Origin of the sequence: Streptomyces sp. NPDC002701, from assembly GCF_042889045.1 — a bacterium.
In the GTDB taxonomy this organism is placed as follows: domain Bacteria; phylum Actinomycetota; class Actinomycetes; order Streptomycetales; family Streptomycetaceae; genus Streptomyces.
Genome location: NZ_JBIAQL010000001.1, coordinates 348,239 through 370,680, shown reverse-complemented (window position 1 = coordinate 370,680; position 22,442 = coordinate 348,239). Strand labels below are relative to the sequence as shown.

Below are 22,442 nucleotides of genomic sequence, written 5' to 3'. Positions count from 1 at the left end.
CAGAGAAGGCATGGCCAATTTCTCGAAGTCGAACGTGCCGCAGTTCTCGGTGGAGGTCTACCAGAACGAGTACCTGCCGGAGGGCGGCCGCGAGGTCAACGCGATCGTGACGGTCACCTCCACCGGCGGCGGCACGATCGGGAGTGCCGTGGCGGCACCCCATCTGTACACACCGGGGCAGGGCCCGGACGCGGCCGTGGCGATCATGGTCGACTGTTCGGGGTCCATGGACTACCCGCCGACGAAGATGCGCGGCGCCAGGGACGCGACGGCCGCCGCGATCGACGCCCTGCGGGACGGCGTGCACTTCGCGGTGATCGGCGGGACGCATGTGGCCAAGGAGGTCTACCCGGGCAACGGTGAACTGGCCGTGGCCGACGCGCGGACCCGTGAGCAGGCGAAGCAGTCGCTGCGCAGGCTCAGCGCGGGCGGCGGCACCGCGATCGGCACCTGGCTGAAGCTGGCCGACCGGCTGCTGTCCTCGGTGGACGTCACCATCCGGCACGGCATCGTGCTCACCGACGGCCGCAACGAACACGAGTCGCCCGAGGACCTGAAGGCGGCCCTGGACGCCTCCGCGGGGCGGTTCACCGCCGACGCGCGGGGCGTCGGCACGGACTGGGAGGTGAAGGAGGTCACGGCCATCGCGTCGGCGCTGCTCGGCACCGCCGACATCGTGGCCGATCCCGCGGGCCTGTCCGCCGACTTCACGCAGATGATGGAGACGGCCATGGGCAAGGAGGTCGCGGACGTCGCGCTGCGGCTGTGGACCCCGGTCGGCACCTCGATCAAGTTCGTCAAGCAGGTCGCGCCCACGGTCGAGCAGCTGACCGACCGCCGCATCGAGGCGGGCCCGCGCGCCGGGGACTACCCCACGGGGTCCTGGGGGGACGAGTCCCGCGACTACCACGTGTGCGTGGAGGTGCCCGAGGCCGACCTCGGGCAGGAGATGCTCGCCGCCCGGGTGTCCCTGGTGATCCCGCAGGGTGACGGCAGCGCCCAGCCCCTGGGCGCCCAGGGGCTCGTACGGGCCGTGTGGACCGACGACATGGCGGCGTCCACGTCGATCAATCCGCAGGTGGCGCACTACACGGGGCAGGCGGAACTGGCACAAGTCATCCAACAGGGTCTGGACGCCCGCAAAGCGGGAGATGCCGACGGGGCAACGGCCAAACTGGGACGGGCGGTTCAGCTCGCGAGTGCCTCCGGAAACGCGGATACGGCGAAACTGCTTGCGAAGGTGGTGGACGTGGTCGACGCCGCGGCAGGTACTGTGCGATTGAAGGCGAAGGTCGCGGAGGCCGACGAGATGACTCTCGAGACACGGTCCACGAAGACGGTTCGCGTGAAGAAGTAGAGCGGTACGTACGCGTTTGCACGATGTACGGTCCCCGGGGGCCGGAACAGGAGAGGGGGAAGCGCCGACATGCCGACCTGCCCGAACGGACACCAGTCGGGTTCCGACGACTGGTGCGAGGTCTGCGGTCACCGCATGGCCGGTGCCGTGCCCCCGCCCCCTCCGCCACCGCCCCCGGCGGCCGGTTACGGCTATCCCCCGCCCGGCGGCCGTCCCCATCTCTCCGCGGTGCCGGACCCGGCGCCCGAGGCCGAGCTGTGCCCGCAGTGCCGTACCCCGCGGGAGGGCGGGGCACCGTTCTGCGAGCAGTGCCGGTGGAACTACCTGACGAACACCGCGACCTCGTACACCCCGGCCGCGCCGCGCCCGTCCGGACCCGGCCCCGGTGGTCCCGGCCCCGGCGGTCCCGGCGGTCCCGGCGGTCCCGGCGGTCCCGGCGGGGGGAACCCGGCCCACCGCTTCCAGCAGCAGGCGCCGCCCGGACAGTCCGGTCCCACCCACGGCGGATTCGACTACCAGGGCTCCCGGCCCTCGCAGATGAACCGGCCCGCGGAACCGATCCCGCCCTTCGGCGAGGAACCCCCGGGTTTCCCGGGTGACCCGTCGAGGCCGGGCCCGCGGCAGCAGGGGCCCGGCGGCACGAGCCCCGGAGGACCGGGAGGCCCTGGCGGCCCCGGTGGATTCGGCGGTCCCGGCGCCCAGGGCGGCTACGGCTTCCCCCCTGGCCCCGGCGGCCCGAACGGCCCCGGTGGCCCCGATGGCCCCGGTGCGCAGGGTGGCCCTGGTGGTCAAGGCGGCCAAAGCGGGTACGGGGGCCCCAACGGCCCCGGCGGCCCGAACGGTCCAGGCGGTCCCGGCGGCCCTCATGCCCCGCAGGGGTTCCAGCAGGCGGGTCCGCCCGCCCCGCCCGGGTACCCGCGGGAGACCGGGCGCCCGCAGGCACCGGGCGGCCCGTCCTTCGGCGGCGGCGAGGACGACTGGGTGATCTCCCCTCCGTCGGGCGGCCCCGGCGGCCCGCCCGGACCCGGTGGCGGCCCGGGCGGCGGCTACGGCTATCCGCAGCCGGGCTCGACGCAGGCGCCTCCCGGATACCAGCAGCAGCAACAGCAACCGTCGGCCTGGAGCATCACGATCGGCCCCGACCGTGACTACTTCATGGCGATGATGCAGCGGTCGGGCCCGGAGGCGGCGGGGCTGAACCTGCCCGCGTACTCACCGGAACAGCAGCGTCCGCTCAGCGGCAACCAGGTCACGATCGGCCGCCGCCGCCACTCCACGGGCGACACCCCGGACATCGACCTGTCGGTGCCGCCGGAGGACCCGGGCGTCTCGCACCAGCACGCGGTCCTCGTGCAGCAGCCGGACGGCGGCTGGGCGGTCGTCGACCAGAACTCCACCAACGGCACCACGGTCAACGGCGCCGAGGAGCCCATCCAGCCCTTCGTCCCCGTACCGCTCCAGGACGGCGACCGGGTGCACGTGGGCGCCTGGACGACGATCACGGTCCGGCGGGGTTAGACACCGGCGCCGCCACCGCAGCGCGGCACCGGGGCCGTACACCGGGTCGGAGGGGCACCCGGGCCGGAGGACACCGGCCCGGACAGACCCGACGGCTGGACGTACCCGGCGGCCGGACGTACCCGAAGGCCCCGGTCGGCCGGGCTACGGCTACGGCTACGGCAGCGGCCAGGTGTACGGCCCCTCCGGGTCGTCCAGCCACGCCCACGCGTTCCCGTCGGCGACCGTGATCCCGTACCGCTCCCGCGACGGGCAGTCCTCACGCTCCCACAGCGCGAGCGCCGCGTCCGGGGTGAGGCTGCCCGCGGTCAGGGTCAGCAGGAAGCGGAACAGTTCGTGCCCCCTGGCCCGGCGCGGCAGGCCGGCCGGCGGCGTGTCCAGGTCGTCGCGCCCGGACCGGGATCCGCCGCGCAGCGGCACGAAGTAGGCGGCCGTGTGCAGGAAGCGGCCCTCGGCATGCCCGGGATCCCGTACCCGCAGGACGACGAGACCGGTGGCGAACGGCGCGAGGATCCGGGCGCCGGGACGGCACTGCGCGAGCCAGGACCGCGGGATCGAACTCAGCGTGCAGGTCGCGATGACACGGTCGAAGGGGGCGCGCTCCGGGCAGCCGCACGCTCCGTCGCCGGTGACGACGGCCGGACGGTAACCGGCGACGGCCAGGTGCCGCCGGGCGGACTCGGTGATCTCCGGGTCCAGGTCGACCGTGGTGACCAGTTCCCCGCCGAGCCGGTGCGAGAGCAGCGCCGCGTTGTAGCCGGTGCCGGCGCCGATCTCCAGGACCGCGGCCCCGTCCCGCACCCCCAGCTCGACCAGCATCTTCGCCATCAGGGACGGCTGGCTGCTGGACGACACCAGTTCGCCGTCGCGCACCCGGGTGGCCAGCGGGGCGTCCGCGTACACCCCGCGCAGCCACTCCTCCCGCCGGCGCGCGCTCGGGTCCTCGCCCCATCTGCGCTCGTAGCCGCCCGGCGCGCCCACGTAGTAGTACGGCACGAAGAGGTGACGCGGGACGCTCTCGAACGCCTCCCGCCAGACCGGGTCGGCGTCCCAGGCGCCGCTCGCGTCGATCTCGCGCACCAGCGCCGCCCGCGCCGCGGCGGCGAGGTCGTCGAGCCCGTGATCGGTGGCACGCGCGCTCATACCTCCACTGTGCTGCGGGACGGCCCGGGAGGCGAGCGCCGGAACCGGGCGATCCGGCATCCCCCCTCCGACACCGGCGGCACCGCTGGTCCTAAGCCTCAGGTCCTCGGTCGGCCGGTCTGAGACCATGGACGGTGTGACAGAGATACGGCGCGGCACGCTGCAGGAGCAGACCTTCTACGAGCAGGTCGGCGGCGAGGAGACCTTCCGGCGCCTGGTGCACCGGTTCTACGAGGGTGTCGCCGAGGACCCGCTGCTGCGGCCCATGTATCCCGAGGAGGACCTGGGCCCGGCCGAGGAACGCTTCACGCTGTTCCTGATCCAGTACTGGGGCGGCCCGACCACGTACAGCGACAACCGCGGCCACCCCCGGCTGCGGATGCGGCACGCCCCCTTCGCCGTCGACCGCGCGGCGCACGACGCGTGGCTGCGGCACATGCGGGTCGCCGTCGACGAGCTCGGTCTCTCCGAGGAGCACGAGCACACGCTGTGGAACTACCTGACGTACGCGGCGGCTTCGATGGTGAACACCGAAGGCTGAGCGGAAAGTTGAGTGGCAGCTTGAGCGGCGGGTTGCGCGGAAGATCGAGTGCAGGTTGAGCGGCAGGAGTCGAGCAGCACACTGACGGGCGCATTCCGGTCGCGTGTCGTCGGATTCCGGTCACGATACGGTCGAACCCGGTCCTGAAGCGCTTTCCCGTGGCCGGTCCCCTCTGACAACATCGCCGGAGGTCCGGGGTGTCCGGCGATACGGCGGGGGCCGGGTGACGGGGTTCGTCCCTCTGCGGGCGCGGGCGCACCGGCTGCTGCTGACCGCCGCGCTGCTCACCGTCCTGCTGACCACGGCGGTCCTGGCCACCCCGACCGCGTACTCGGGCGCCATCGGTGACGCGGCGCTGCGGCACTCGCTCCTCGATCCGTCGGCGGGCGCGTCCGGTAAGCGGAGCGCGGCGGCCACGACGCTGGCCGTCAAGGCCGACGTCCCTCCGCGGGAGCGCGCGGCCGCCGACCAGGCCGTACGGGAGGGTGCCCGGCGTACCTTCGACGGGCTGCCGGTGACGCCGCGGACGCTGACCCGGTCGGGGCCGTACGCGCTGCCGAGGTCCCCGCAGGGGCCGGACGCCCGCTCGCAGGACCCGGATCCCACCCACTTCGCGGCGCTCGACCCGGCCCAGGTGCGCCCGGCCGAGGGACGCCCGCCCCGCGCCCCGGGCGGCGGCAGCGACGACGGCAGCGGCAGTCGCGGGGCGGCGAGGTCGAGGTGGCCCTCCCCGAGACCGCCGCGCGCCGGCTGGCGCTCGGACCGGGGGCGCGGCTGACCCTCGTCCCGTTCGACGCTGCTGATCGTCGCGCTGCAGCTGGCCCTGCTCGCCGGGTACGCGCTGCTGCTCGTGGCCCGCCTCCTGAGCATCGAACGAGCCGCCGGGTCACGGCTGTTGCGGGCACGCGCGAACACCACTGAGAGCGCACCGGTACGCCGGGGGATGGACCAGTGGGCGGGCACTCGGACGGACGGGTGCGCGGGCCCCGTGGACGGGACCGTAGGGCGGGCCCATGGACGGACCGGTGGGCGAGGCCGTAAACGAAACCGTGGACGGACCGGTGGGACGCTCAGCGGACGCTGACGTCCAGCGCCCCGAGTCCCGCCCGTCGCACGGCGACCGACCCGTACGGCGTGCGCAGCCTGAGCCAGGCGCCCGAGGAGAGCAGCCGCAGCGCGCCCTCGCCGGGGGCGGCGCCCGCGGGGCCGCGCGCGGGCCGCAGGAATCCCAGCGACTGGGCCGCGTGTGCGGCCCGTACCGGGAGAGCGGTGTCCCCGACCGGCCGGGACCAGATCTCCCGCCCGATCCCGTCGAGCGCGGACCGCGTACGCCCCTCGGGCGGCAACGCGTCGATGCGCGACCGGAACTCGGCCACCACCGCCGCCACCGTCGTGCGCACCGCGTCCGGCGCGGGCAGCCCCGGCTCGGGCCGCCAGCCACCGCGGGGCGGCAGCACCCCGGCCCACGGCGGTCCGGTGACGGCGGCGGGCACGGTCGCCGTGGCCGCCGGCTCGTCGAGGGACTCCAGGAGTTCACCGGCCGAGACCGTCACGTCGAGGAGGACGTCCAGCCCGTCCTCGTACGGTTTGGCGAGCCGTGCCGTACGGATCGCGAGCACCTCGAACGACGGCGGCCGGCCGAACACCGCGAGCGTCGTGCCCGACGCCTGCAGCCGCACCGCGGCCGCGCGGTCGTAGTGGATCAGCCGGGCCAGGAAGGCGGCGAGATCCGCCGCCTCCCCCGCGTCGTCGAGGTGCAGGGACGTCATGCGGCGACGGCCCCGGCGGGATCGGCCCCGTCGTTCGTGTCGTTCCCGCCGCCCTTGTCGTCGGTGTACTCCTCCAGGAACTCGCGCTCCTCAGCGGTGAGACGACGCGGCCGCTGCGCCTCGAAGTCGAACGGCACGATGACCGTCTGGGCCCGCACGTACACCTGGTCCGGGTCCTTGACCTCGTAGGCGACGGTGAACGACGCCGCCCTTATCCGCGTGACCCACAGCTCGATGTCCACCGGTGTGTGCCGGTGCACCAACTGCTGCTTGTAGTCGATCTCGTGGCGCGCCACCACGGACCCCTGCTGGAAATTCTTGTCCGGGCGGAACAGGAAGTCGATGCGCGCCTCCTCCAGATAGCGGAGGAAGACCACGTTGTTGATGTGGCCGTACGCGTCCATGTCCGCCCAGCGCAGCGGGCAGCGGTAGATGTGCCGCAAGACAGATCAGCCCCGGGTCAGCTTCTTGTAGGTGGCGCGGTGCGGACGCGCGGCGTCCGGCCCGAGCCGCTCGACCTTGTTCTTCTCGTAGGACTCGAAGTTGCCCTCGAACCAGTACCACTTCGACTCACCCTCGTACGCGAGGATGTGCGTCGCGACCCGGTCCAGGAACCAGCGGTCGTGGGAGATGACCACGGCCGCGCCGGGGAACTCCAGCAGCGCGTTCTCGAGCGAGGACAGGGTCTCCACGTCGAGGTCGTTGGTGGGCTCGTCGAGGAGCAGCAGGTTGCCGCCCTCCTTGAGGGTCAGCGCCAGGTTCAGGCGGTTGCGCTCACCGCCGGAGAGGACGCCGGCCGGCTTCTGCTGGTCCGGGCCCTTGAAGCCGAAGGCGGACACGTACGCCCGCGACGGCATCTCGACCTGACCGACGTTGATGTAGTCGAGCTCGTCGGAGACGACGGCCCACAGCGTCTTCTTGGGGTCGATGTTGGCGCGGCTCTGGTCGACGTAGCTGATCTTGACCGTGTCGCCGACCTTGATCGCACCGGAGTCCGGCTTCTCCAGGCCCTGGATCATCTTGAACAGCGTGGTCTTGCCGGCGCCGTTCGGGCCGATGACGCCGACGATGCCGTTGCGCGGCAGCGTGAAGCTGAGGCCGTCGATCAGGACCTTGTCGCCGAACGCCTTGGACAGGTTCTGGACCTCGACGACGACGGAGCCCAGCCGCGGGCCCGGCGGGATCTGGATCTCCTCGAAGTCCAGCTTCCGCATCTTGTCGGCCTCGGCCGCCATCTCCTCGTAACGGGCGAGGCGCGCCTTTGACTTGGTCTGCCGGCCCTTGGCGTTGGACCGGACCCACTCCAGCTCTTCCTTGAGCCGCTTGGCGCGCTTCTCGTCCTTGCGGCCCTCGACCTTGAGGCGGGCGGACTTCTTGTCCAGGTACGTGGAGTAGTTGCCCTCGTAGGCGATCGCGCGGCCGCGGTCGAGTTCGAGGATCCACTCGGCGACGTTGTTCAGGAAGTACCGGTCGTGGGTGACGGCGATGACGCAGCCCGCGTACTTCGAGAGGTGCTGCTCCAGCCAGTTCACCGACTCGGCGTCGAGGTGGTTGGTGGGCTCGTCGAGGAGGAGCAGGTCCGGCGCCTCGATCAGCAGCTTGCAGAGGGCGACCCGGCGCTTCTCGCCACCGGAGAGGGTGGTGACCGGCCAGTCGCCGGGCGGGCAGCCCAGCGCGTCCATGGCCTGCTCCAGCTGCGCGTCGAGGTCCCAGGCGTTGGAGTGGTCCAGGTCGTCCTGGAGCTTGCCCATCTCCTCCATGAGCGCTTCCGAGTAGTCGGTCGCCATCAGCTCGGCGACCTCGTTGAAGCGCTGGAGCTTGCCCATGATCTCGGCGGCCCCGTCCTGGACGTTCTCCAGGACCGTCTTGGTCTCGTCCAGCTCCGGCTCCTGCATGAGGATCCCGACGCTGTAGCCGGGCGACAGGAACGCGTCACCGTTCGACGGCTGCTCGAGCCCCGCCATGATCTTCAGCACGGTCGACTTACCGGCACCGTTCGGCCCGACGACGCCGATCTTCGCCCCCGGCAGGAAGCTCAGGGTGACGTCATCAAGAATCACCTTGTCGCCGTGCGCCTTGCGCGTCTTGCGCATGGTGTAAATGAACTCAGCCAAGAGAAACCGTCCGGACGCTTGAAATCGGCAGTGGGCAGATACACCCCATCTTGCCGCACCGCCACCCCTGGGAGGAAACGCGTATGCCCGGCAGCCCGTGACCGGGCACTCTCCCGCTGACCGCATGCGACTCGACGATCACTGGGGGTGCGCGACGAGCGCGCTCTCCTGAACGACGAGAGGCACAGCCTTCTCGGCGGTCGGCGGCGCCCGCCGAGGGTCGGCTGTCCGCTGTCGACTGCGGCTTCGGGCTGCCGGCTGCCGGCTGCCGACTCCGGATGCTCCGTAGCAGCGCATGCCACCCCGGCACAGGACTGACCCGCAGCCCCGTGCGCGGGCGCTCAGTCCTGGGTCGGTGTCTTCTTTTTGCGGAGGAAGAGGATCGTGGCGCCGCCGAGCACGACCAGGCCGATCGCTATGCCGGCCATCACCGGTGTGGCGCTGGACGCGCCCGTCTCGGCGAGGTCGCTGGTCGTGGTGGTGGTGCCGTCCACCGTGGCGGGGCTGGGCTCGCTCAGCGTCTGTGTCTTCTCGCCGCCGGCGCCGCTCTGTGTCTGGCAGTCGAGCACCCCCTGGAAGCGCTTCTCGTAGCCGCCCGGCCCCTTGACCGTGACGTCGTACGCCTGGTCCTCCTGCAGGGGGACCGTCACGGTCTGCGTGGCGCCCGCCTCGACGGTGTGCTCGGCGCCCATCAGCTCGAAGGTGAACGCCTCGTCGCCCTCGTTGACCGCCGTGACGTCCAGGCCGCCCTCGGCGCAGTTCTTCTGGGCCGACACGGCGGGTATCGGCCCGCTGCCCGCCCAGGTCGCGGTCGCCGCAGCGGAGACCGTCGACTCGCTGGAGCCGGCCAGGATCTGGGTCTGGCTCCTGGTCTCGGAGGCGAAGGCCCGCCCGACCGGCACGGTGGTCGATGCCTGCACGGTCAGCGCGGCCGAACCGTCCGCGGCGTCCTCGGGGACGTCGAAGTACAGCTCGCCTCCGTCGGCCGCGGAGGTGATCTCCTTGCCGTCCCGGTCGACGATCCGCACGCCGCTCGTGGCCGCGTCGGCGGGCGGCGTCACCGTCACGTTGGCCGCGTCGGTGTGCACGGTGACCGGACCGAGCGGCTCACCGGGGCGACCGGAGACCGCGGGCGGGTCCAGGCGCAGGGAGGCCGCGGGTTCGGCGAGATCGCGTGCGCTGCGCTCCAGATGGTCCGCGAGTTTCTCCGCCTGCGGGTCCACGGCGTCCACGTCGGCGCCGTCCGAGTAGCGCCAGATCGCCACCTGGGTGCCGGCTGCCGCGTCCTGCTCGGTGAGGCCGCTCGTGCCCGCCTTCGCCGCCAGCGCCGCCAGGTCGTTGACCTGCGGGTAGGAGTTCTGCAGGATCCAGCGGATCCGGCCCGCGTCGGGGTTCCCGTTCAGTGACGTGCCGCTCCAGGGGGTCTCCTGGTACTTGGCGTCCTTCTGTGTCGGGCTGTAGATGTCGACGCAGTAGGTCTGCAGGGTGCCGCCGTTGTCGACGGACATCTCGAACAGCCCCGCCGAGACCTGCTTGTCCCCGCCGTCCTCGTGGATGACGGCGGCCCCGGACGTCTTCAGCGCACCTATGGTCGCGGTGGCGCCGCCCTGGTTCAGAGGGGGTTCGTCCGCGACGGCCGCACCGGCGGTGGTCGCGGCGCTCACGGCGACGAGCCCGGACACGAGCGCCACCGCGGCCAGGCGGGCGGCGGCAGCACCTCGCCCGTGCACGGACGGCGCAGAGAACGAAGAAAGCACAGAATTCCCCTTCGAGCAGGGCCCCTTGACCTGGTGGGTTACGGTCCCGCCAGCGACATCGGAAGCCCCGAGAGCTATGCCGGGCATCCTAAGGACGGGGCGCACCTCCCTTCCCGGTCATGTCATCCGATGAGTGATCCGACTCGGAATCGTTATCGCCAGGACCGGGTGCGAGCTGGGCTTATCGACAAATCCCCTGGGATTGTTCCGAATGAACTCGCCGATAAGCCGTACTTCGGTCGTCGGACCGGGGGAAGCGGCACCGACGGTCACACCACCAGGGCCGGTTCCTGTTGCCGGGCCGCTTCGTCGGTCTGCGCCATAGGCTGCGCGAGGTCCGTGGGTGCCGTCTCCCAGCTGGGCTCCGGCCGGGCCGACGTACTCGATGTCCGAGGGGACGACTGCTCGGACGGCTGGTCGGACGAGTGGTCCGACGGCTGATCGGATGCCGGGTCGCCCCTGAGCAGCCTCCGGAACGCCGCCGTACCGCGCGCCAGATCGTGTCCGATCGCCGACGCCTCGATGTCCGCGCCCGTCCACGACTGTCCGTCGCGCTGCTCGGACCGGACCTTCAGCCTGCCGCGCACCACGAGCGGTTCGCCCAGCGACACGGACGCCTGCACGTTCGCCGCGAGCGCCCGATTGGCCCACACCGTGAAGAAGTTGGTGTGCCCGTCCCTCCACGAGTTCTTCTCGCGGTCCCAGTACCGCTGCGTGACCGCCAGCCGGAACCTCGCCGACGGGCCGGCCGCCGTCTCCCGGAACACGGGCTGTGTAGCCACGTTCCCCACCACGCACACCATCGTCTCGTTCATCGCGGAAGCCTCCCCTGCCCACGCCCACGGGCCCGTCCCGTACGGCTGCGTCTGTCTGTCGTGGCGACCGCCTCGTGATCGCCACGACCTCAGACTGCCTCCGCCGCCCCGAACCCGCTGAGCCCTGTGGGCCACCGCCCGGTTGTGGACAACTCCGGCACCCGAACGAGGACTTCCGCCCCCGCCCCGGCCGACCCGACTCGCCGCCGCCCCGACTCGCCCCCGACCCCCACTCGCCGCGACCCCACTCGCCCCCAACCCTGGGCGGCCCCGACCCTCACCCCGCCGAAACCGCGACCCCCGTGGCCCCCGTAACCCCCGAGACCCCTGCAGCTCCCGAGCCTCCTGCGGCCCCCGAGACGCCCGTGACCCCCGAGACCCGCAGGAACTGCTCCCGCACCTCCCGGTACCGCAGCAGCTCCGCCGCCACCGGGTCGAGCACCCGGGCCCGGCCGCATCCCGACGCCGCCTCCCGCAACCGCCGTTCCGCCTCGGCCCCGTACCGCCGCGCGGGCCCGTTCGCCGCCAGTCCGCAGGCCCACTCCACGCCCGGACCGCCCACGATGCCGATGACCATCAGCAGCACGGGCACGCCCAGGTTCGGTGACATGACACCGACGATCTGGCCCAGCAGCCACAGCCCGCCGAGGACCTGGAGAACGGTCATGGACGCCTGCGCGAGCACGGCCGCCGGCCACCAGCCGGGCCGCGGCGGCCGCCCCACCGGAGTACCGGACCGTACCGCCAGTTCGTCCAGTGCCTCGCTCAGACCCTGCGACCCCCGTACGGCCGCCTCGCGCACCGCCTGCGCCCAGGGCGCGGGCAGCCCGTCGGACGCCTGTTCGGCCACCGTGCGCACCGCCTGCTCGACGCGCTGCCGCGCCGTGACCTCCTCGTCGTCGTACACCCGTACGGGCAGACGCCCGGTCGGTGGCTCACGCCGGTCCTGGTACCACCGCCACAGCCGCAGCCAGGGTGTGCCGCACGCGCGGTTGGCGTTGCGGCGCCAGGCGCGCTCGGCGGCCTCGCCCGCCGCCGTGGCGCCGACCGCGTCGGCGAGCCGGTCGGCGAACTCGTCGCGCGCCTCCTCGCTGAGCCCGGCCTGCCGCCGGTTGGCGTACACGGGCCACAGACGCACCGCGGCCGCGTCCACGTCGGCGGCGATCCGGCGGGCCGCGGCGCCCCGCTCCGCCACGAAGTGGCCGAGCAGCTCGCGCAGTTCACCGATGCCCTCCCCGGTGAGCGCGGACAGCGCGAGGACGGTGGCGCCCGGCTCGCCGTACTCGCCGATCGCGATGCCGTCGTCGTCGAGCAGTCGCCGCAGGTCGTCGAGGACCTGGTCGGCGGCCTCGCCGGGCAGCCGGTCGATCTGGTTGAGGACCACGAAGGAGACCTCCGCGTAGCCCGCCATGGGACGCAGATAGCGCTCGTGGAGCACCGCGTCGGCGTACTTCTCCGGGTCGACGACCCAGATGACGGCGTCCACGAGTGCCAGGATCCGGTCCACGTGTTCCCGGTGCTGGACGGCTGCCGAGTCGTGGTCGGGCAGGTCCACCAGGACGAGCCCGCGCAACTGCGCCTCGGCCTCGGCGCTCTGCAACGGCCTGCGGCGCAGCCGACCCGGGATGCCGAGCCGGTCGATGAGTCCGGCCGCGCCGTCGCTCCAGCTGCACGCGATGGGGGCGGCGGTGGTCGGTCTGCGTACCCCGGTCTCCGAGATGGCCACCCCGGCGAGCGCGTTGAAGAGCTGCGACTTGCCGCTTCCGGTGGCTCCCGCGATGGCGACGACGGTGTGCTGTCCGGAGAGCCTGCGGCGCGCCGCCGCCTCGTCCAGGACGCGTCCCGCCTCCGCGAGGGTCCGGTTGTCGAGCCGCGCGCGGGAGAGTCCCGTCAGTTCGCGCAGTGCGTCCAGGCGGGACCGCAGCGCGCCGTCGTACGCGAGAGGGGTCGCCGAGGACGGTCGGTGGTCCACCACGGTCTCCTGTACGGGCTTGGCCTGCCCCTCTGCCGTGACGGACACGCGCCGTGCGATCAGCCCGTCGTCCCAGCCGTCCTCCGGATCCCCACCGGCACCGTCCCCACCACCGGCACCGTCCCCACCACCGGCACCGTCCCTACCGCCGGTGCCGTCCGCACCGCCTCCGCCGTCACCACCGCCGGTACCGACACCGGCAGCACCTTCGCCCCGGCCGACAACACCTTCCCCGCGGCCGGCTTCCCCGTCGCGCCCTTTCCTGCGGACGTCTCTCCGCCCGGCCACGCCCTCCGTACCCTCTCCGTCCCCCGCGCCTCTCACGAAATCCCCCTCCACGCGCGCGTGCCCACGTCCCTCACGTCCCCCACGTTCCTGTCTCGCCCCGCGCCCCTCGTCGTCGTCCTCCGGCTGGTCGGCCTGGTCCGTGTGATCCGTGACGGCGGTCACCGAGGTCACCTCTCCTTCTGCAGTACGGACAGCGCGGCGATGAGTTCGGCCTGCGGTTCCGGATGGACGTCGAGTGCGTCGAGCGGCGCGAGCCGCCGCTCCCGCTCGTGGTGCAGCGCCTTGTCGAGGTACTCGGTGAGCAGCCGGCCGCCCTTGTCGCGCAGCCGCAGCGCCCCGTGGGCACCGATCCGCTCGGCGAGTCCCTCCCCTGCGGACCGCGCCCGGCGGCCGCCCAGGAGCACGGTGGCGACCAGCGCGGCCACCACCTCGGGATCCGGCGCGACGCTCTTCTCCAGGGCGCCCACCTCGTCCTCGGCGTACTCCTCGACGACCCGCCGCCAGCGCCGTACCGCCATCCCGATGCGGTGCTCGGCGCTCTCCAGCGTCGGGTCGCGGTCCGTCAGCCCCGGTGCGCCGGCCGCCGGTTCGCGCCGCCACGCCTCGTCGATGCGCTCGTCCGCCGCGGTGACGGCGCACAGCAGAAGGGTGACCAGGCTCTCGGTCAGCGCGTCGAGCAGTTCGCCCGCGCTGCAGTCCAGCGGATAGCTGCGCCACCGCTTGAGCGCGCCCCCGGCGAGGACGGCCCCCGCCTGAAGACGGCCCCGCAGACGCGTGTACTCGCTGTCGTACGCCCCTTCGACGGCCGTGGTGAGCCGCAGTGCGGCGGCGTACTGGGCCGCGGCCGCACCGGCGAGCTCGGGCATCCGCGACTTCAGCGAGTCGAGCGCCCCGTACGCCGTGCGCGCCATCGCCCGGTGCCGGGCAGCCGGGTCCTGTGCCTGCTGGGCCAGCCAGGCACGCAGCGGCGCCACGGCGGTGGCCGGAAGCAGCCCTCCGCCCCAGGCGGACTCGGGCAGTTCGGGAACGGTGAATCGGGGCACGTCACCGAGCCCCGCCTTGGTGAGGAGCGCCCCGAATTGGCGCGAGACCTCGGACACCACCTGGTGCGGCACCCGGTCCAGCACGGTGACGAGGGTGGCGTCCTGCTCCTTGGCGGTACGCAGCAGATGCCAGGGCACCGCGTCGGCGTACCGTGCCGCCGTGGTGACCATGACCCAGATGTCGGCCGCGCACATGAGTTCGGCGGCCAGCACCCGGTTGCCGGCCACCAGGGAGTCGATGTCGGGCGCGTCGAGCAGCGCGAGCCCTCGGGGGAGGGTGTCGGCGGTCTCGATGCGCAGGACGCGCGTGTCGCCCTCCTCCGGCAGCAGGGGATCGTCGTCGACGTCCTGTTGGGGCATCCACACGCGCGTGAGGTCGGGCAGTACGCGCATCCCGCTGAACCAGTGATGGTCCTCCGGGTGGCACACGAGCACCGGAGTGCGCGTCGTGGGCCGCAGCACCCCGGCCTCGCTGACCCGCCGCCCCACGAGGGAGTTGACCAGCGTGGACTTGCCCGCCCCTGTCGATCCTCCGATCACGGCGAGCAAGGGTGCTTCGGGTTCTCTCAACCGGGGCACGAGATAGTCGTCGAGCTGCGCGAGCAGTTCGTCGCGGTTGGCACGCGCGCGTGGAGCCCCCGCCAGGGGCAGCGGGAAGCGTGCGGCGGCGACACGGTCGCGCAGGGCGGAGAGTGCGTCGAGCAGCTGGGGCCGTACGTCCAAGGTCACCACATGCGAAGAATGCCCAATTTTGCAGGGTTTCTAAAGCATATGGGCATGTCTGCGCGCCGATCGGACACCCGGGGCCTACGGGACGACCGGGGCGCAGGCATAACGAGTGCACAACACCCGGGGCGCGAGACGCCAAAAGCGATGCACGATTCGTACCTGCCTGCGATTATCAGGACCGCTTCACTGAACCTCCACATCGAGCCACGGAGGCGAAGCGCGAAGCACAGGGACCCAGGAGCTCTATCCTTGTCCCCGGCAAGGTCACAGCCCCGCCCATACCCGGGCACCAGCACCACAGGCCACCACACCCGGCCCCCGTAGCTCAGTGGATAGAGCAGGCGCCTTCTAAGCGCTTGGCCGCAGGTTCGAGTCCTGCCGGGGGCGCTCGTCACTCCCCGCCCTCCCCCCAGGAGGGCTCCTTGCTGCTCGCGGCGGAGCCCGGGCCGGGGACGGCCGGCGGTGGACCGGCCGACGACTGCGTTCCCGCCACCACGTGGCCCACTAGCCTGTCCGCCATGAACGCACCGGGGGACATGGTCGACGGCCGCTTCGAGCTGATCGCACGGCTCGGCAGTGGCGGCATGGGGACGGTGTGGCGGGCGCGCGACAGCGTGCTGCAGCGGGAGGTCGCGCTCAAGGCCGTACGGCAGGACGCCGCGGCCTCCGACGCCGTTCGCGAGCGGGTACTGCGGGAGGCGCGGGCCCTGGCCCGGGTCAGTCACCCGAACGTGGTGATGATCCATCACATCGTGGACGACGACCCGCACCCCTGGCTCGTGATGGAACTGGTGGAGGGCGTCTCGCTCCAGGAGCGGCTCACCGAAGGCCCGTTGGCCCCGGCCGAGACCGCGCGCCTGGGCCGCCAGGTGCTCGGCGCCCTGCGCGCCGCCGACGCGGCCGGGGTCCAGCACCGGGACGTCAAGCCCGCCAACATCCTGCTGCGTCCCGACGGCTCCGCCGTGCTCACCGACTTCGGCATCGCGGCCCTCCAGGGGTCCACGGCGCTGACGGCGACCGGCGAACTCATCGGCTCCCCCGAGTACATCGCCCCCGAGCGGATCCGCGGCAACGACGACGACCCGGCGTCCGACCTCTGGTCCCTGGGGCTGGTCCTGTACGTGTGCGTCGAGGGCGTCAGCCCGCTGCGCCGCGGTACGACCCTGGGCACCCTGGCCGCCGTGCTCGACGAGGCCGTACCCCCGCCGGTGCGCTCGGGCCCGCTCGCGCCCGTACTCCAGGCCCTGCTCGTACGGGATCCAGCGGCCCGCCCCGGCGCGGCACGGCTGGACGCGATGCTGGCGCAGGTCGAGTCGGGTTCGACGCCGGACTGGGCGCTGCCGACGGCGACCGCCCCGCTGCCGCCCGGCCTCTCGACGGCTCCGACCCACGTCCTGCGCGCCCCGTCCACGCGGGACGGCACCACACAGGACGGCACCACGCGGGACGGTGCCGCGCACGGCGGGTCGGTACCCGGCGGCCCCGTACTCGGCGGGTCCGTGCCCGGTGGCCCCGTACCGGCCGAACCGGTCAGCGGTCCGCCGACGCGAGTCGACGGTCAGCCCTCGTCCGGGCGCGGACGGCGGACGGCGCTGGTCGCGACCGCAACCGTCGTGGCGGTCGCCCTGGCGACGGCCACGGCCGCTCTGGTGCTCGCCTTGAGCGGCGACGACGGCGGGGCCGACGGCGCCAAGGGGGGCGACCGCTCGACGGCCGGCACCTCGCCCTCGCAGGGCGCACCGTCCTCGCAGTCCCCGCCGTCCGCGGACCGGACGCCGTCGTCCTCGACTCCCTCCCCGTCACCGACCCGCTCGAAGGAGACGACGGATCCGCCGCCGCCCGCGGCCGGGAACAGATGGATCGCCCAGCTCTTCTCCGAACCGGTCGGCTCCGGCACCGCCGCTCGCGACCGGCGGCTCGCCGTCATCCGGCGGTCCGTCCCCGAGGCCGTCTACCTCCGCAGCGACGACTACGCGTCGCTCCGCCCCGGCTACTGGGTCATCTACGCCCCGGGCCCCTTCCCCGACGGCCGGGCCGCCCTGGCCTTCTGCGACGAACGCGGCCGGACCACGCCGACCACCTGCGTCGGCCGCTACCTGAGCACGAGCGCGGACGACTTCGAGCTGCAGTGCCGTCCTCCGGCCGCCGCCCCGACCGGCCGCTGCTCCCGCCCCATATGAAGCACCTTGGTGGATGATGTCACGTTGCGCACCGTTACCCACCGTCAGTCCTCGCGTTGAAGGGACAGTGCGGTCGCGTTCATGCTGCCGCGCTCACCGATTCGAAGGAGAAACGTGATGTCTCGCATCGCGAAGGCAGCCGGTGTCGCTCTCGGCACGAGCGCCGTTGTGCTCAGTGGTGCCGGTCTGGCCATGGCGGACGCGGACGCCGCGGGCAAGGCCATCGGCTCGCCCGGCGTGGCGTCGGGCAATGTCATCCAGGTTCCGCTGCACATTCCGATCAACCTCTGCGGCAACACCGTGGACGTCATCGGCCTGCTGAACCCGGCGTTCGGCAACAAGTGCGCGAACATCAGCGACAAGCACGAGGGCTACGGCCACTGAGTCACCGCACGACGTGCGGCCCCCGGCGGTTGTCCACCGCCGGGGGCTTCCCCGTGCCGCTCGCGGCCTATGCGTGGCCCACATCGGCCTCACCTCGGCCCCTGGCCGACCCTCAGACGTACCGGTAGATCCCGCTGTGGTCCTCCATGTCGTCCGGCGTCGTGTCCCACGGCGGCATCGCCTCGTGCCGCGCCACGACCCGCCCGTGCTGCAGGTCCCCCAGCTCCGGCGGTGAGCCGGGCAGATACCGCGCGCCCCGGTGCCGCTTCTGCCAGCGCGTCCAGAGCAGGTCCACGAAGGAGTGGTGCAGCCAGAAGACGGGGTCGTTGACCGAGCCCCCGCCCAGCATGTGTCCGCCGACCCAGCGGTGGACGCGGTTGTGGTTGCGCCAGGCGTCGTTGCCGCGCCCGGTTCCCCACCCCTCCAGCTTGTTGCGGAAGCCGCGGCCCGCGGTGGAGTCCCAGGGCTCCACGTCGTACACGGGGTCCTCCAGGGCCCGGGCGAGGTCGTCCGCGGTGGGCAGGGCGAGCGGGTCGCGGGGCCTGCCGAAGTCACGCGTGAGGTAGTCGCCGTCGGTCATCGACTCCTTGACGACCCACTTCTTGTGCCGGCGGGCGAAGGGCCCGGTCGTCACCTGGTGGTCGGAGCGCCGCCCGTTGCCGCCGAGCAGGTCGTCCCCCCACAGCGGGGCTGCCGGGGTGCGGTCCTTCGTCCAGTCCCAGTACGGCACGGACACGGAGGAGTCGATCCGGCGCAGCGCCCGCTCCAGGTCCAGCAGGAACCGCCGGTGCCAGGGGAAGAAGGAGGGGGCCATGTGCGCCGCACGCAGCCCGCCCTCGCCGTCCGCCACGTAGTGGTCGATGTGCATCCGGACGAACTCGTCGTACTCACCGGTGCGTTTGAGCTCCAGGAACGCCTCGACGAGTCTGCGCTTCTCCGTACGCGTCAGCGCGCTCACGTTCTTACGTGTGTACGCCATGCCCGTGCCCCTCCCCCGGCTCCGCCCCCGTGACGGGCGCCCGCAGCCGCAGCGTGCCGCCCAGTTCGTCCACGGCCGCGCGGGCCGCGGCGAGCGGGGTCGGGTACGACTGGTAGTGGTCGATCATCGTCAGATAGCCGCCGTCGGCGCGTCGCATGAGATGCAGCGGCCGGTCGTCCACGGTGACCCGCCAGGGCCCCGCGGGAGCGGTACGCGCGACTCCCGCCGTACGCGCGCCGTCCGCCGTCTCCCGGCACCCACGGATCCGGCACCCGCGGTACGTCTCGTCGAACCCGTCCGCGAACTCGGCCTCGAACCGCTCCATCTCACCGGATGCACCGCCGGACGCACCGCCGGGTGGTCCGGCGGCCGGTGTGCTGCCGGGGGTGTACGGACCGGCGGGTGACGGTCGCGATGCCGTGACGAGCGGCGCCGAAGCGGCGGCCACGGCCGCGGCGAACCCCCCTCTCAGGACCGCACGCCGCGTACCGTTCCCCGCTTCCACCCGCACCTGCCCCACCCCCTCCGACATGTCCTGTACGAGTTCTGAACGCCTACAGTCCGGGCGCGAGGCCGAGGCTCGCCTCCGGCGCCGCCTGAAGGACCGGCGCGAGCAGGCCGGCCTCGGGCAGCTTCGGGGCCGGCAGGCCGAGCGCGTCCGCACGCGGCGCGGTCAGCGGGGCGTCCAGCGAGGCACCCGGCGTCACCGCGTGCAGGTCGGAGGCGGCCGTGGTCGCGGTGAGGTGGTCGAAGGACTCCCCGAGCACGCGCGGCAGCGGCGTACGCAGGTCCAGCGAGGGCATGTCGCTGGAGAACGGCACCTGCGGGACGGCACGGTCCGGCAGCAGCCGGCCCTCGACGTACCGCGGCCCGTCGGGGCTGCCCGGCTTGATCAGCGGCACGGTACCGCCGACCTTGGGCATCTCCATGTCCAGGGAGTGCTCCACACCGTTCAGGGGCACGGCGACCGGAACCCCGTCGGCCGCGACGGCGGGCGTCGCGACGGCGGCCGCCACACAGGTGACGACGGCGGCAAGAGTTCCTCGGGTGGTCGACTTCATCTCAGGCACGGGCCTTTCGGGATTCGGGGACTGCGTCCGGAACGGGTAACGACCCGGCGAACCGGAACAGGTCAGAATTCCCCCGGTCGGTGCAATCGTCAGCTTGTCCGGAAGTCCCACCGCAGCGTCCGGAAGTGCCCCTTCCGGAGTGCCACTTCAGGGGCGCTTCGGAGGGGGTCACTTCGGAGGGGTCACTTCCGGAGCGGCAGTCCGCCCAGGAGGCCCGTGGGTCCGCCCGTCGCGTTCAGGGCGTCCGTCGCGTGCGAGAAGGTGCTGAGCACGGAGTCCTCGTTCTCCGTGTCGAGCGCGCTCGACTGCGACTTCAGAGGCATGACGTCCAGCGGCTCGTAGAAGAGCTGCATGAAAGCCGAGTCGACGCCGCCGTTGAGGCTCATGGGGGGCGCCACGTCGGCGGCGGAGGCGGGCGCGGCGACACCAGCGACGGCCATGGACCCGGCAACGACAGCGGCGGCCTTCAGGGACTTCATCGTGTTCCTTTCGTCGGCGACTCGCGTCACCGGAGGGAATGCTCGGTGATCAGGCAGCGTGCGTGCCTGCTCTCGCACTGCCTCCTGCCCAACGACCCCCCGTCGGGACGGAAACCCCGTGCGCCGAAGATTCCCGGGCCCCACCGGGAAACCCACCCGATTGAAGGGTGGGTCGTCAGCAAATGCGATCCCTCATATGAGAAGCCCGGTGCGGCGCCGCTTCGCCTCAGCCGCCGCTCCCGGCGCCCGGGCGGTTCGGCGCGGGCAGGCCGCCGGCCGGCATCGCGGCGGCGACGAAGTTCACGAGGCCCTGCACGACCTCCTTCGCGGCCGTCCCCAGCGCGGTGGCGTCACCGTCCGCGGACGCCTTGACCAGCGCATCGACCGAGCGCTGCAGGGCCTTGAGTGCGTCGGCCCTCAGGCTGGGCGCGTCCACCCGGCCGCTGTCGCTCCGCGACGGCAGCGCGGGGGTGCCGGGAAGCGCCGGCAGGACCACCGGCGGAGAGACCGGAACGGCGGGCCGGGCGGGCGTCTGCGGGTCGGCCGGACTCTGCGAGTCAACCGGCGCCTGCGGAGCCACCGGACTCTGTGGGTCAGCTGAATCCTGCGGGTCGGCCGGCGACTGCGGGTCGGCCGGAGTCTGCGAGTCAACCGGCGACTGCGGGTCAGCCGGACTCTGCGGAGCCACCGGACTCTGCGGGTCGACCGGATCCTCCGGGTCAGCCGGACTCTGCGGAGCCACCGGACTCTGCGGGTCGGCCGGACTCTGCGGGTCGGCCGGACTCTGCGGGTCGGCCGGACTCTGCGGGTCGGCCGGATCCTCCGGATCGATCGGATCCTCCGGGTCAGCCGGATCGGCCGGATCGGCCTGAGCCGGCGCGGCGGCGGCCGGCGCGGCGGCGGCCGGCGCGGCCGGGGTCGCGGCGGCTGGCGCGGCGGTGGCCGGCGCGGCGGCGGCCGGCGCGGCCGGGGTCGCGGCGGCTGGCGCGGCGGTGGCCGGCGTGGCGGCGGCCTCGGCGATCGCCTTCCTCGCCGCGTCGGCGAGCGCGGTGGCCTCGGCGGCCGGGAGCCGCCCGTTGTCGGCCTTGAGCGCGGCGGTGAGCAGGGCGGTGACCGGCGTCAGCACTCCGGCGACGTCGCCGAGGGTCGTGGCCTGCGTCAGCAGGGTCTCCGCCTCGGGCACCGGCGCCCGGGCCCCCGCGGCACGGGCGTCGTGCGCCGCGCCGTGGTCGGCGGCCACCGCCGCGGGTCCGGCGATCCCCAGCAGGAGCGTGGCGCAGAGCGCGGAGGTCGCGATACGCCGCGCGGGCAGAGCACGCATGGAAGGTCCTTTCGACGGTGCGGTGGTGTGTCGGATCGTGTCCTCACCGTGGAAGTGGTGACCGCCGCCTGCAACCGACCGGCCGTGCCCCGCGGCGGCCCGAATCCGCCGCCGCGACCGTTGTCCCTGGTGAGGCGCCATCTCCCGGTCCGCCTCGGGGGCCGCCCGCCCCTCCCTCCATTCGGGGCAACGCGGATCGGCCGCCCTCCCTCGCGGGAGAACGGCCGATCAGGGTCGGACTTCGACGTCAGTCGTTGGCGCACTCGTTGCCGAACGCCGGGTTCAGCAGCGCGATGACGTCCACCGTGTTGCCGCAGACGTTGACCGGCACGTGAACGGGGACCTGCAGCACGTTGCCCGACAGGACGCCCGGGGAGTGGGCGGCGGCGGCCTGCGCGCCACTGTCGGCAGCGGCGATGCCGGCGGTGCCCGCCATGGCGGCGGCGGCAACGGAGGTGAAGACCAGGCCCTTCGCGATACGCGACATGGAGAGGTGCTCCTTGGGATTGAAAACAACAGCCGGGCGGAGGTGCCCGGTCCTGGACTCAACGCGTGGCGCGGGCGCGGGTTGTGCCACCAAAAGAGTGACGCTCCGGCCCGTTACCAGATGCGGACCAGGGGGTTATCCCGGAGCGTGCACACGATTCCGACACACTTGACGACTTTCACCGATAAATACGGATAGCGGCTACAGTTGCGTTCTCCCTCGGACCTCGGGAAACAGCGGGGATTTCATGGCGGCACTCGCGTGAGGGCCCCGTTCTCCTCACCCGTCAGGCCCAATGACTCCTCCGCCGCACATCCCTTCTGAATTCCCCCGAAAGGGCAATGCCGGTCATGCGCAATCCGCTGGGTCCTCTGTTGCGCCGCGCCATGGCGGGTGCCTTTTCCCCCGTCCCGCGCCGGGCATCGGGCCTGACGTCCGGTCAGCGGCACCGCCCGCACGGGCACAGCGGGTTCGCCCGCGTCCGCCCGGGTTCCGA

Annotated in this window: 20 protein-coding genes and 1 tRNA gene; 7 read left to right on the top strand and 14 right to left on the bottom strand. The window is 72.8% G+C overall.

All coding sequences use genetic code 11. The annotated features are described in order from the left end of the window. Positions 1-10 precede the first annotated feature (10 nt). Both ACFYXC_RS01580 and ACFYXC_RS01575 read left to right on the top strand, forming a co-directional pair. Positions 11-1,357, top strand: coding sequence for a VWA domain-containing protein (locus ACFYXC_RS01580; RefSeq protein WP_389545581.1), 1,347 nt, complete (start codon positions 11-13; stop codon positions 1,355-1,357). A 69-nt stretch (positions 1,358-1,426) separates the two neighbouring features. Further along, positions 1,427-2,875, top strand: a complete 1,449-nt coding sequence (locus ACFYXC_RS01575) for an FHA domain-containing protein (protein ID WP_389545578.1) — start codon at positions 1,427-1,429, stop codon at positions 2,873-2,875. Positions 2,876-3,031: 156 nt separating this feature from the next. On the opposite strand, the gene ACFYXC_RS01570 is transcribed toward ACFYXC_RS01575, so the two are convergent. Next, entirely contained in the window at positions 3,032-4,018 is a 987-nt protein-coding gene (locus ACFYXC_RS01570; RefSeq protein ID WP_389545575.1) for a methyltransferase domain-containing protein, read from the bottom strand. Positions 4,019-4,145: 127 nt separating this feature from the next. On the opposite strand from ACFYXC_RS01570, the gene ACFYXC_RS01565 reads away from it, so the two are divergent. After that, positions 4,146-4,559 carry a globin gene (locus ACFYXC_RS01565; RefSeq protein WP_388909016.1) on the top strand — a complete coding sequence of 138 codons (414 nt, stop codon included), beginning with the start codon at positions 4,146-4,148 and terminating at the stop codon, positions 4,557-4,559. A 223-nt stretch (positions 4,560-4,782) separates the two neighbouring features. After that, positions 4,783-5,337, top strand: a complete 555-nt coding sequence (locus ACFYXC_RS01560; protein WP_389545572.1) for a hypothetical protein — start codon at positions 4,783-4,785, stop codon at positions 5,335-5,337. A gap of 292 nt (positions 5,338-5,629) precedes the next feature. Here the strand turns inward: ACFYXC_RS01560 and ACFYXC_RS01555 are convergent, their stop codons facing one another. The 7 genes from ACFYXC_RS01555 to ACFYXC_RS01525 form a co-directional block, all read right to left on the bottom strand. Further along, a complete protein-coding gene (locus ACFYXC_RS01555) occupies positions 5,630-6,328 on the bottom strand; it encodes a hypothetical protein (RefSeq protein ID WP_388909018.1) in 699 nt (232 codons plus the stop codon). Further along, positions 6,325-6,771, bottom strand: coding sequence for an acyl-CoA thioesterase (locus ACFYXC_RS01550; RefSeq protein ID WP_389545569.1), 447 nt, complete (start codon positions 6,769-6,771; stop codon positions 6,325-6,327). The genes ACFYXC_RS01555 and ACFYXC_RS01550 overlap by 4 nt, the downstream gene beginning before the upstream one ends. Positions 6,772-6,777: 6 nt before the next feature. Next, a complete protein-coding gene (ettA, locus tag ACFYXC_RS01545; protein ID WP_388909022.1) occupies positions 6,778-8,442 on the bottom strand; it encodes an energy-dependent translational throttle protein EttA in 1,665 nt (554 codons plus the stop codon). 341 nt (positions 8,443-8,783) lie between these two features. Next, positions 8,784-10,199 carry a TQXA domain-containing protein gene (locus ACFYXC_RS01540; RefSeq protein WP_389545566.1) on the bottom strand — a complete coding sequence of 472 codons (1,416 nt, stop codon included), beginning with the start codon at positions 10,197-10,199 and terminating at the stop codon, positions 8,784-8,786. Between the two features lie 269 nt (positions 10,200-10,468). Further along, a complete protein-coding gene (locus ACFYXC_RS01535) occupies positions 10,469-11,014 on the bottom strand; it encodes a single-stranded DNA-binding protein (protein WP_389545563.1) in 546 nt (181 codons plus the stop codon). 277 nt (positions 11,015-11,291) lie between these two features. Then, positions 11,292-13,445, bottom strand: coding sequence for a YfjP family GTPase (locus tag ACFYXC_RS01530; RefSeq protein WP_389545560.1), 2,154 nt, complete (start codon positions 13,443-13,445; stop codon positions 11,292-11,294). Next, the gene (locus tag ACFYXC_RS01525) at positions 13,442-15,049 is read right to left on the bottom strand and encodes a dynamin family protein (RefSeq protein WP_389545557.1); all 1,608 of its coding nucleotides are present in this window, start codon (positions 15,047-15,049) and stop codon (positions 13,442-13,444) included. Before ACFYXC_RS01525 ends, ACFYXC_RS01530 begins: the two co-directional genes overlap by 4 nt. A 311-nt stretch (positions 15,050-15,360) precedes the next feature. Between ACFYXC_RS01525 and ACFYXC_RS01520 the strand changes: the two genes are divergently transcribed. The 3 genes from ACFYXC_RS01520 to ACFYXC_RS01510 all read left to right on the top strand — a co-directional run bounded on the left by ACFYXC_RS01520 (position 15,361) and on the right by ACFYXC_RS01510 (position 17,610). Then, positions 15,361-15,433 (top strand) — tRNA-Arg (locus tag ACFYXC_RS01520). Positions 15,434-15,564: 131 nt separating this feature from the next. Beyond that, positions 15,565-17,226, top strand: coding sequence for a serine/threonine-protein kinase (locus tag ACFYXC_RS01515; protein ID WP_389545554.1), 1,662 nt, complete (start codon positions 15,565-15,567; stop codon positions 17,224-17,226). Positions 17,227-17,343: 117 nt separating this feature from the next. Further along, positions 17,344-17,610, top strand: a complete 267-nt coding sequence (locus tag ACFYXC_RS01510) for a chaplin (protein WP_389545551.1) — start codon at positions 17,344-17,346, stop codon at positions 17,608-17,610. Between the two features lie 112 nt (positions 17,611-17,722). Here the strand turns inward: ACFYXC_RS01510 and ACFYXC_RS01505 are convergent, their stop codons facing one another. From ACFYXC_RS01505 to chpG, 6 genes are all read right to left on the bottom strand, one after another. Continuing rightward, positions 17,723-18,589 carry a tyrosinase family protein gene (locus ACFYXC_RS01505; RefSeq protein ID WP_389545548.1) on the bottom strand — a complete coding sequence of 289 codons (867 nt, stop codon included), beginning with the start codon at positions 18,587-18,589 and terminating at the stop codon, positions 17,723-17,725. After that, positions 18,573-19,121 (bottom strand): tyrosinase family oxidase copper chaperone, encoded by a 549-nt coding sequence (locus tag ACFYXC_RS01500; RefSeq protein ID WP_389545545.1) that lies wholly within the window; start codon positions 19,119-19,121, stop codon positions 18,573-18,575. Before ACFYXC_RS01500 ends, ACFYXC_RS01505 begins: the two co-directional genes overlap by 17 nt. A 22-nt stretch (positions 19,122-19,143) precedes the next feature. Beyond that, on the bottom strand, positions 19,144-19,650 hold the full coding sequence (locus tag ACFYXC_RS01495; RefSeq protein WP_389545543.1) for a hypothetical protein: 507 nt from the start codon (positions 19,648-19,650) through the stop codon (positions 19,144-19,146). Between the two features lie 191 nt (positions 19,651-19,841). Continuing rightward, positions 19,842-20,138: a hypothetical protein gene (locus ACFYXC_RS01490; RefSeq protein ID WP_388909042.1), complete on the bottom strand. Its 297-nt coding sequence runs from the start codon at positions 20,136-20,138 to the stop codon at positions 19,842-19,844. A gap of 226 nt (positions 20,139-20,364) precedes the next feature. Then, positions 20,365-21,459 (bottom strand): hypothetical protein, encoded by a 1,095-nt coding sequence (locus ACFYXC_RS01485; RefSeq protein WP_389545540.1) that lies wholly within the window; start codon positions 21,457-21,459, stop codon positions 20,365-20,367. A gap of 247 nt (positions 21,460-21,706) precedes the next feature. Further along, positions 21,707-21,946 (bottom strand): chaplin ChpG, encoded by a 240-nt coding sequence (gene chpG, locus ACFYXC_RS01480; RefSeq protein WP_388909046.1) that lies wholly within the window; start codon positions 21,944-21,946, stop codon positions 21,707-21,709. Positions 21,947-22,442 lie beyond the last annotated feature (496 nt).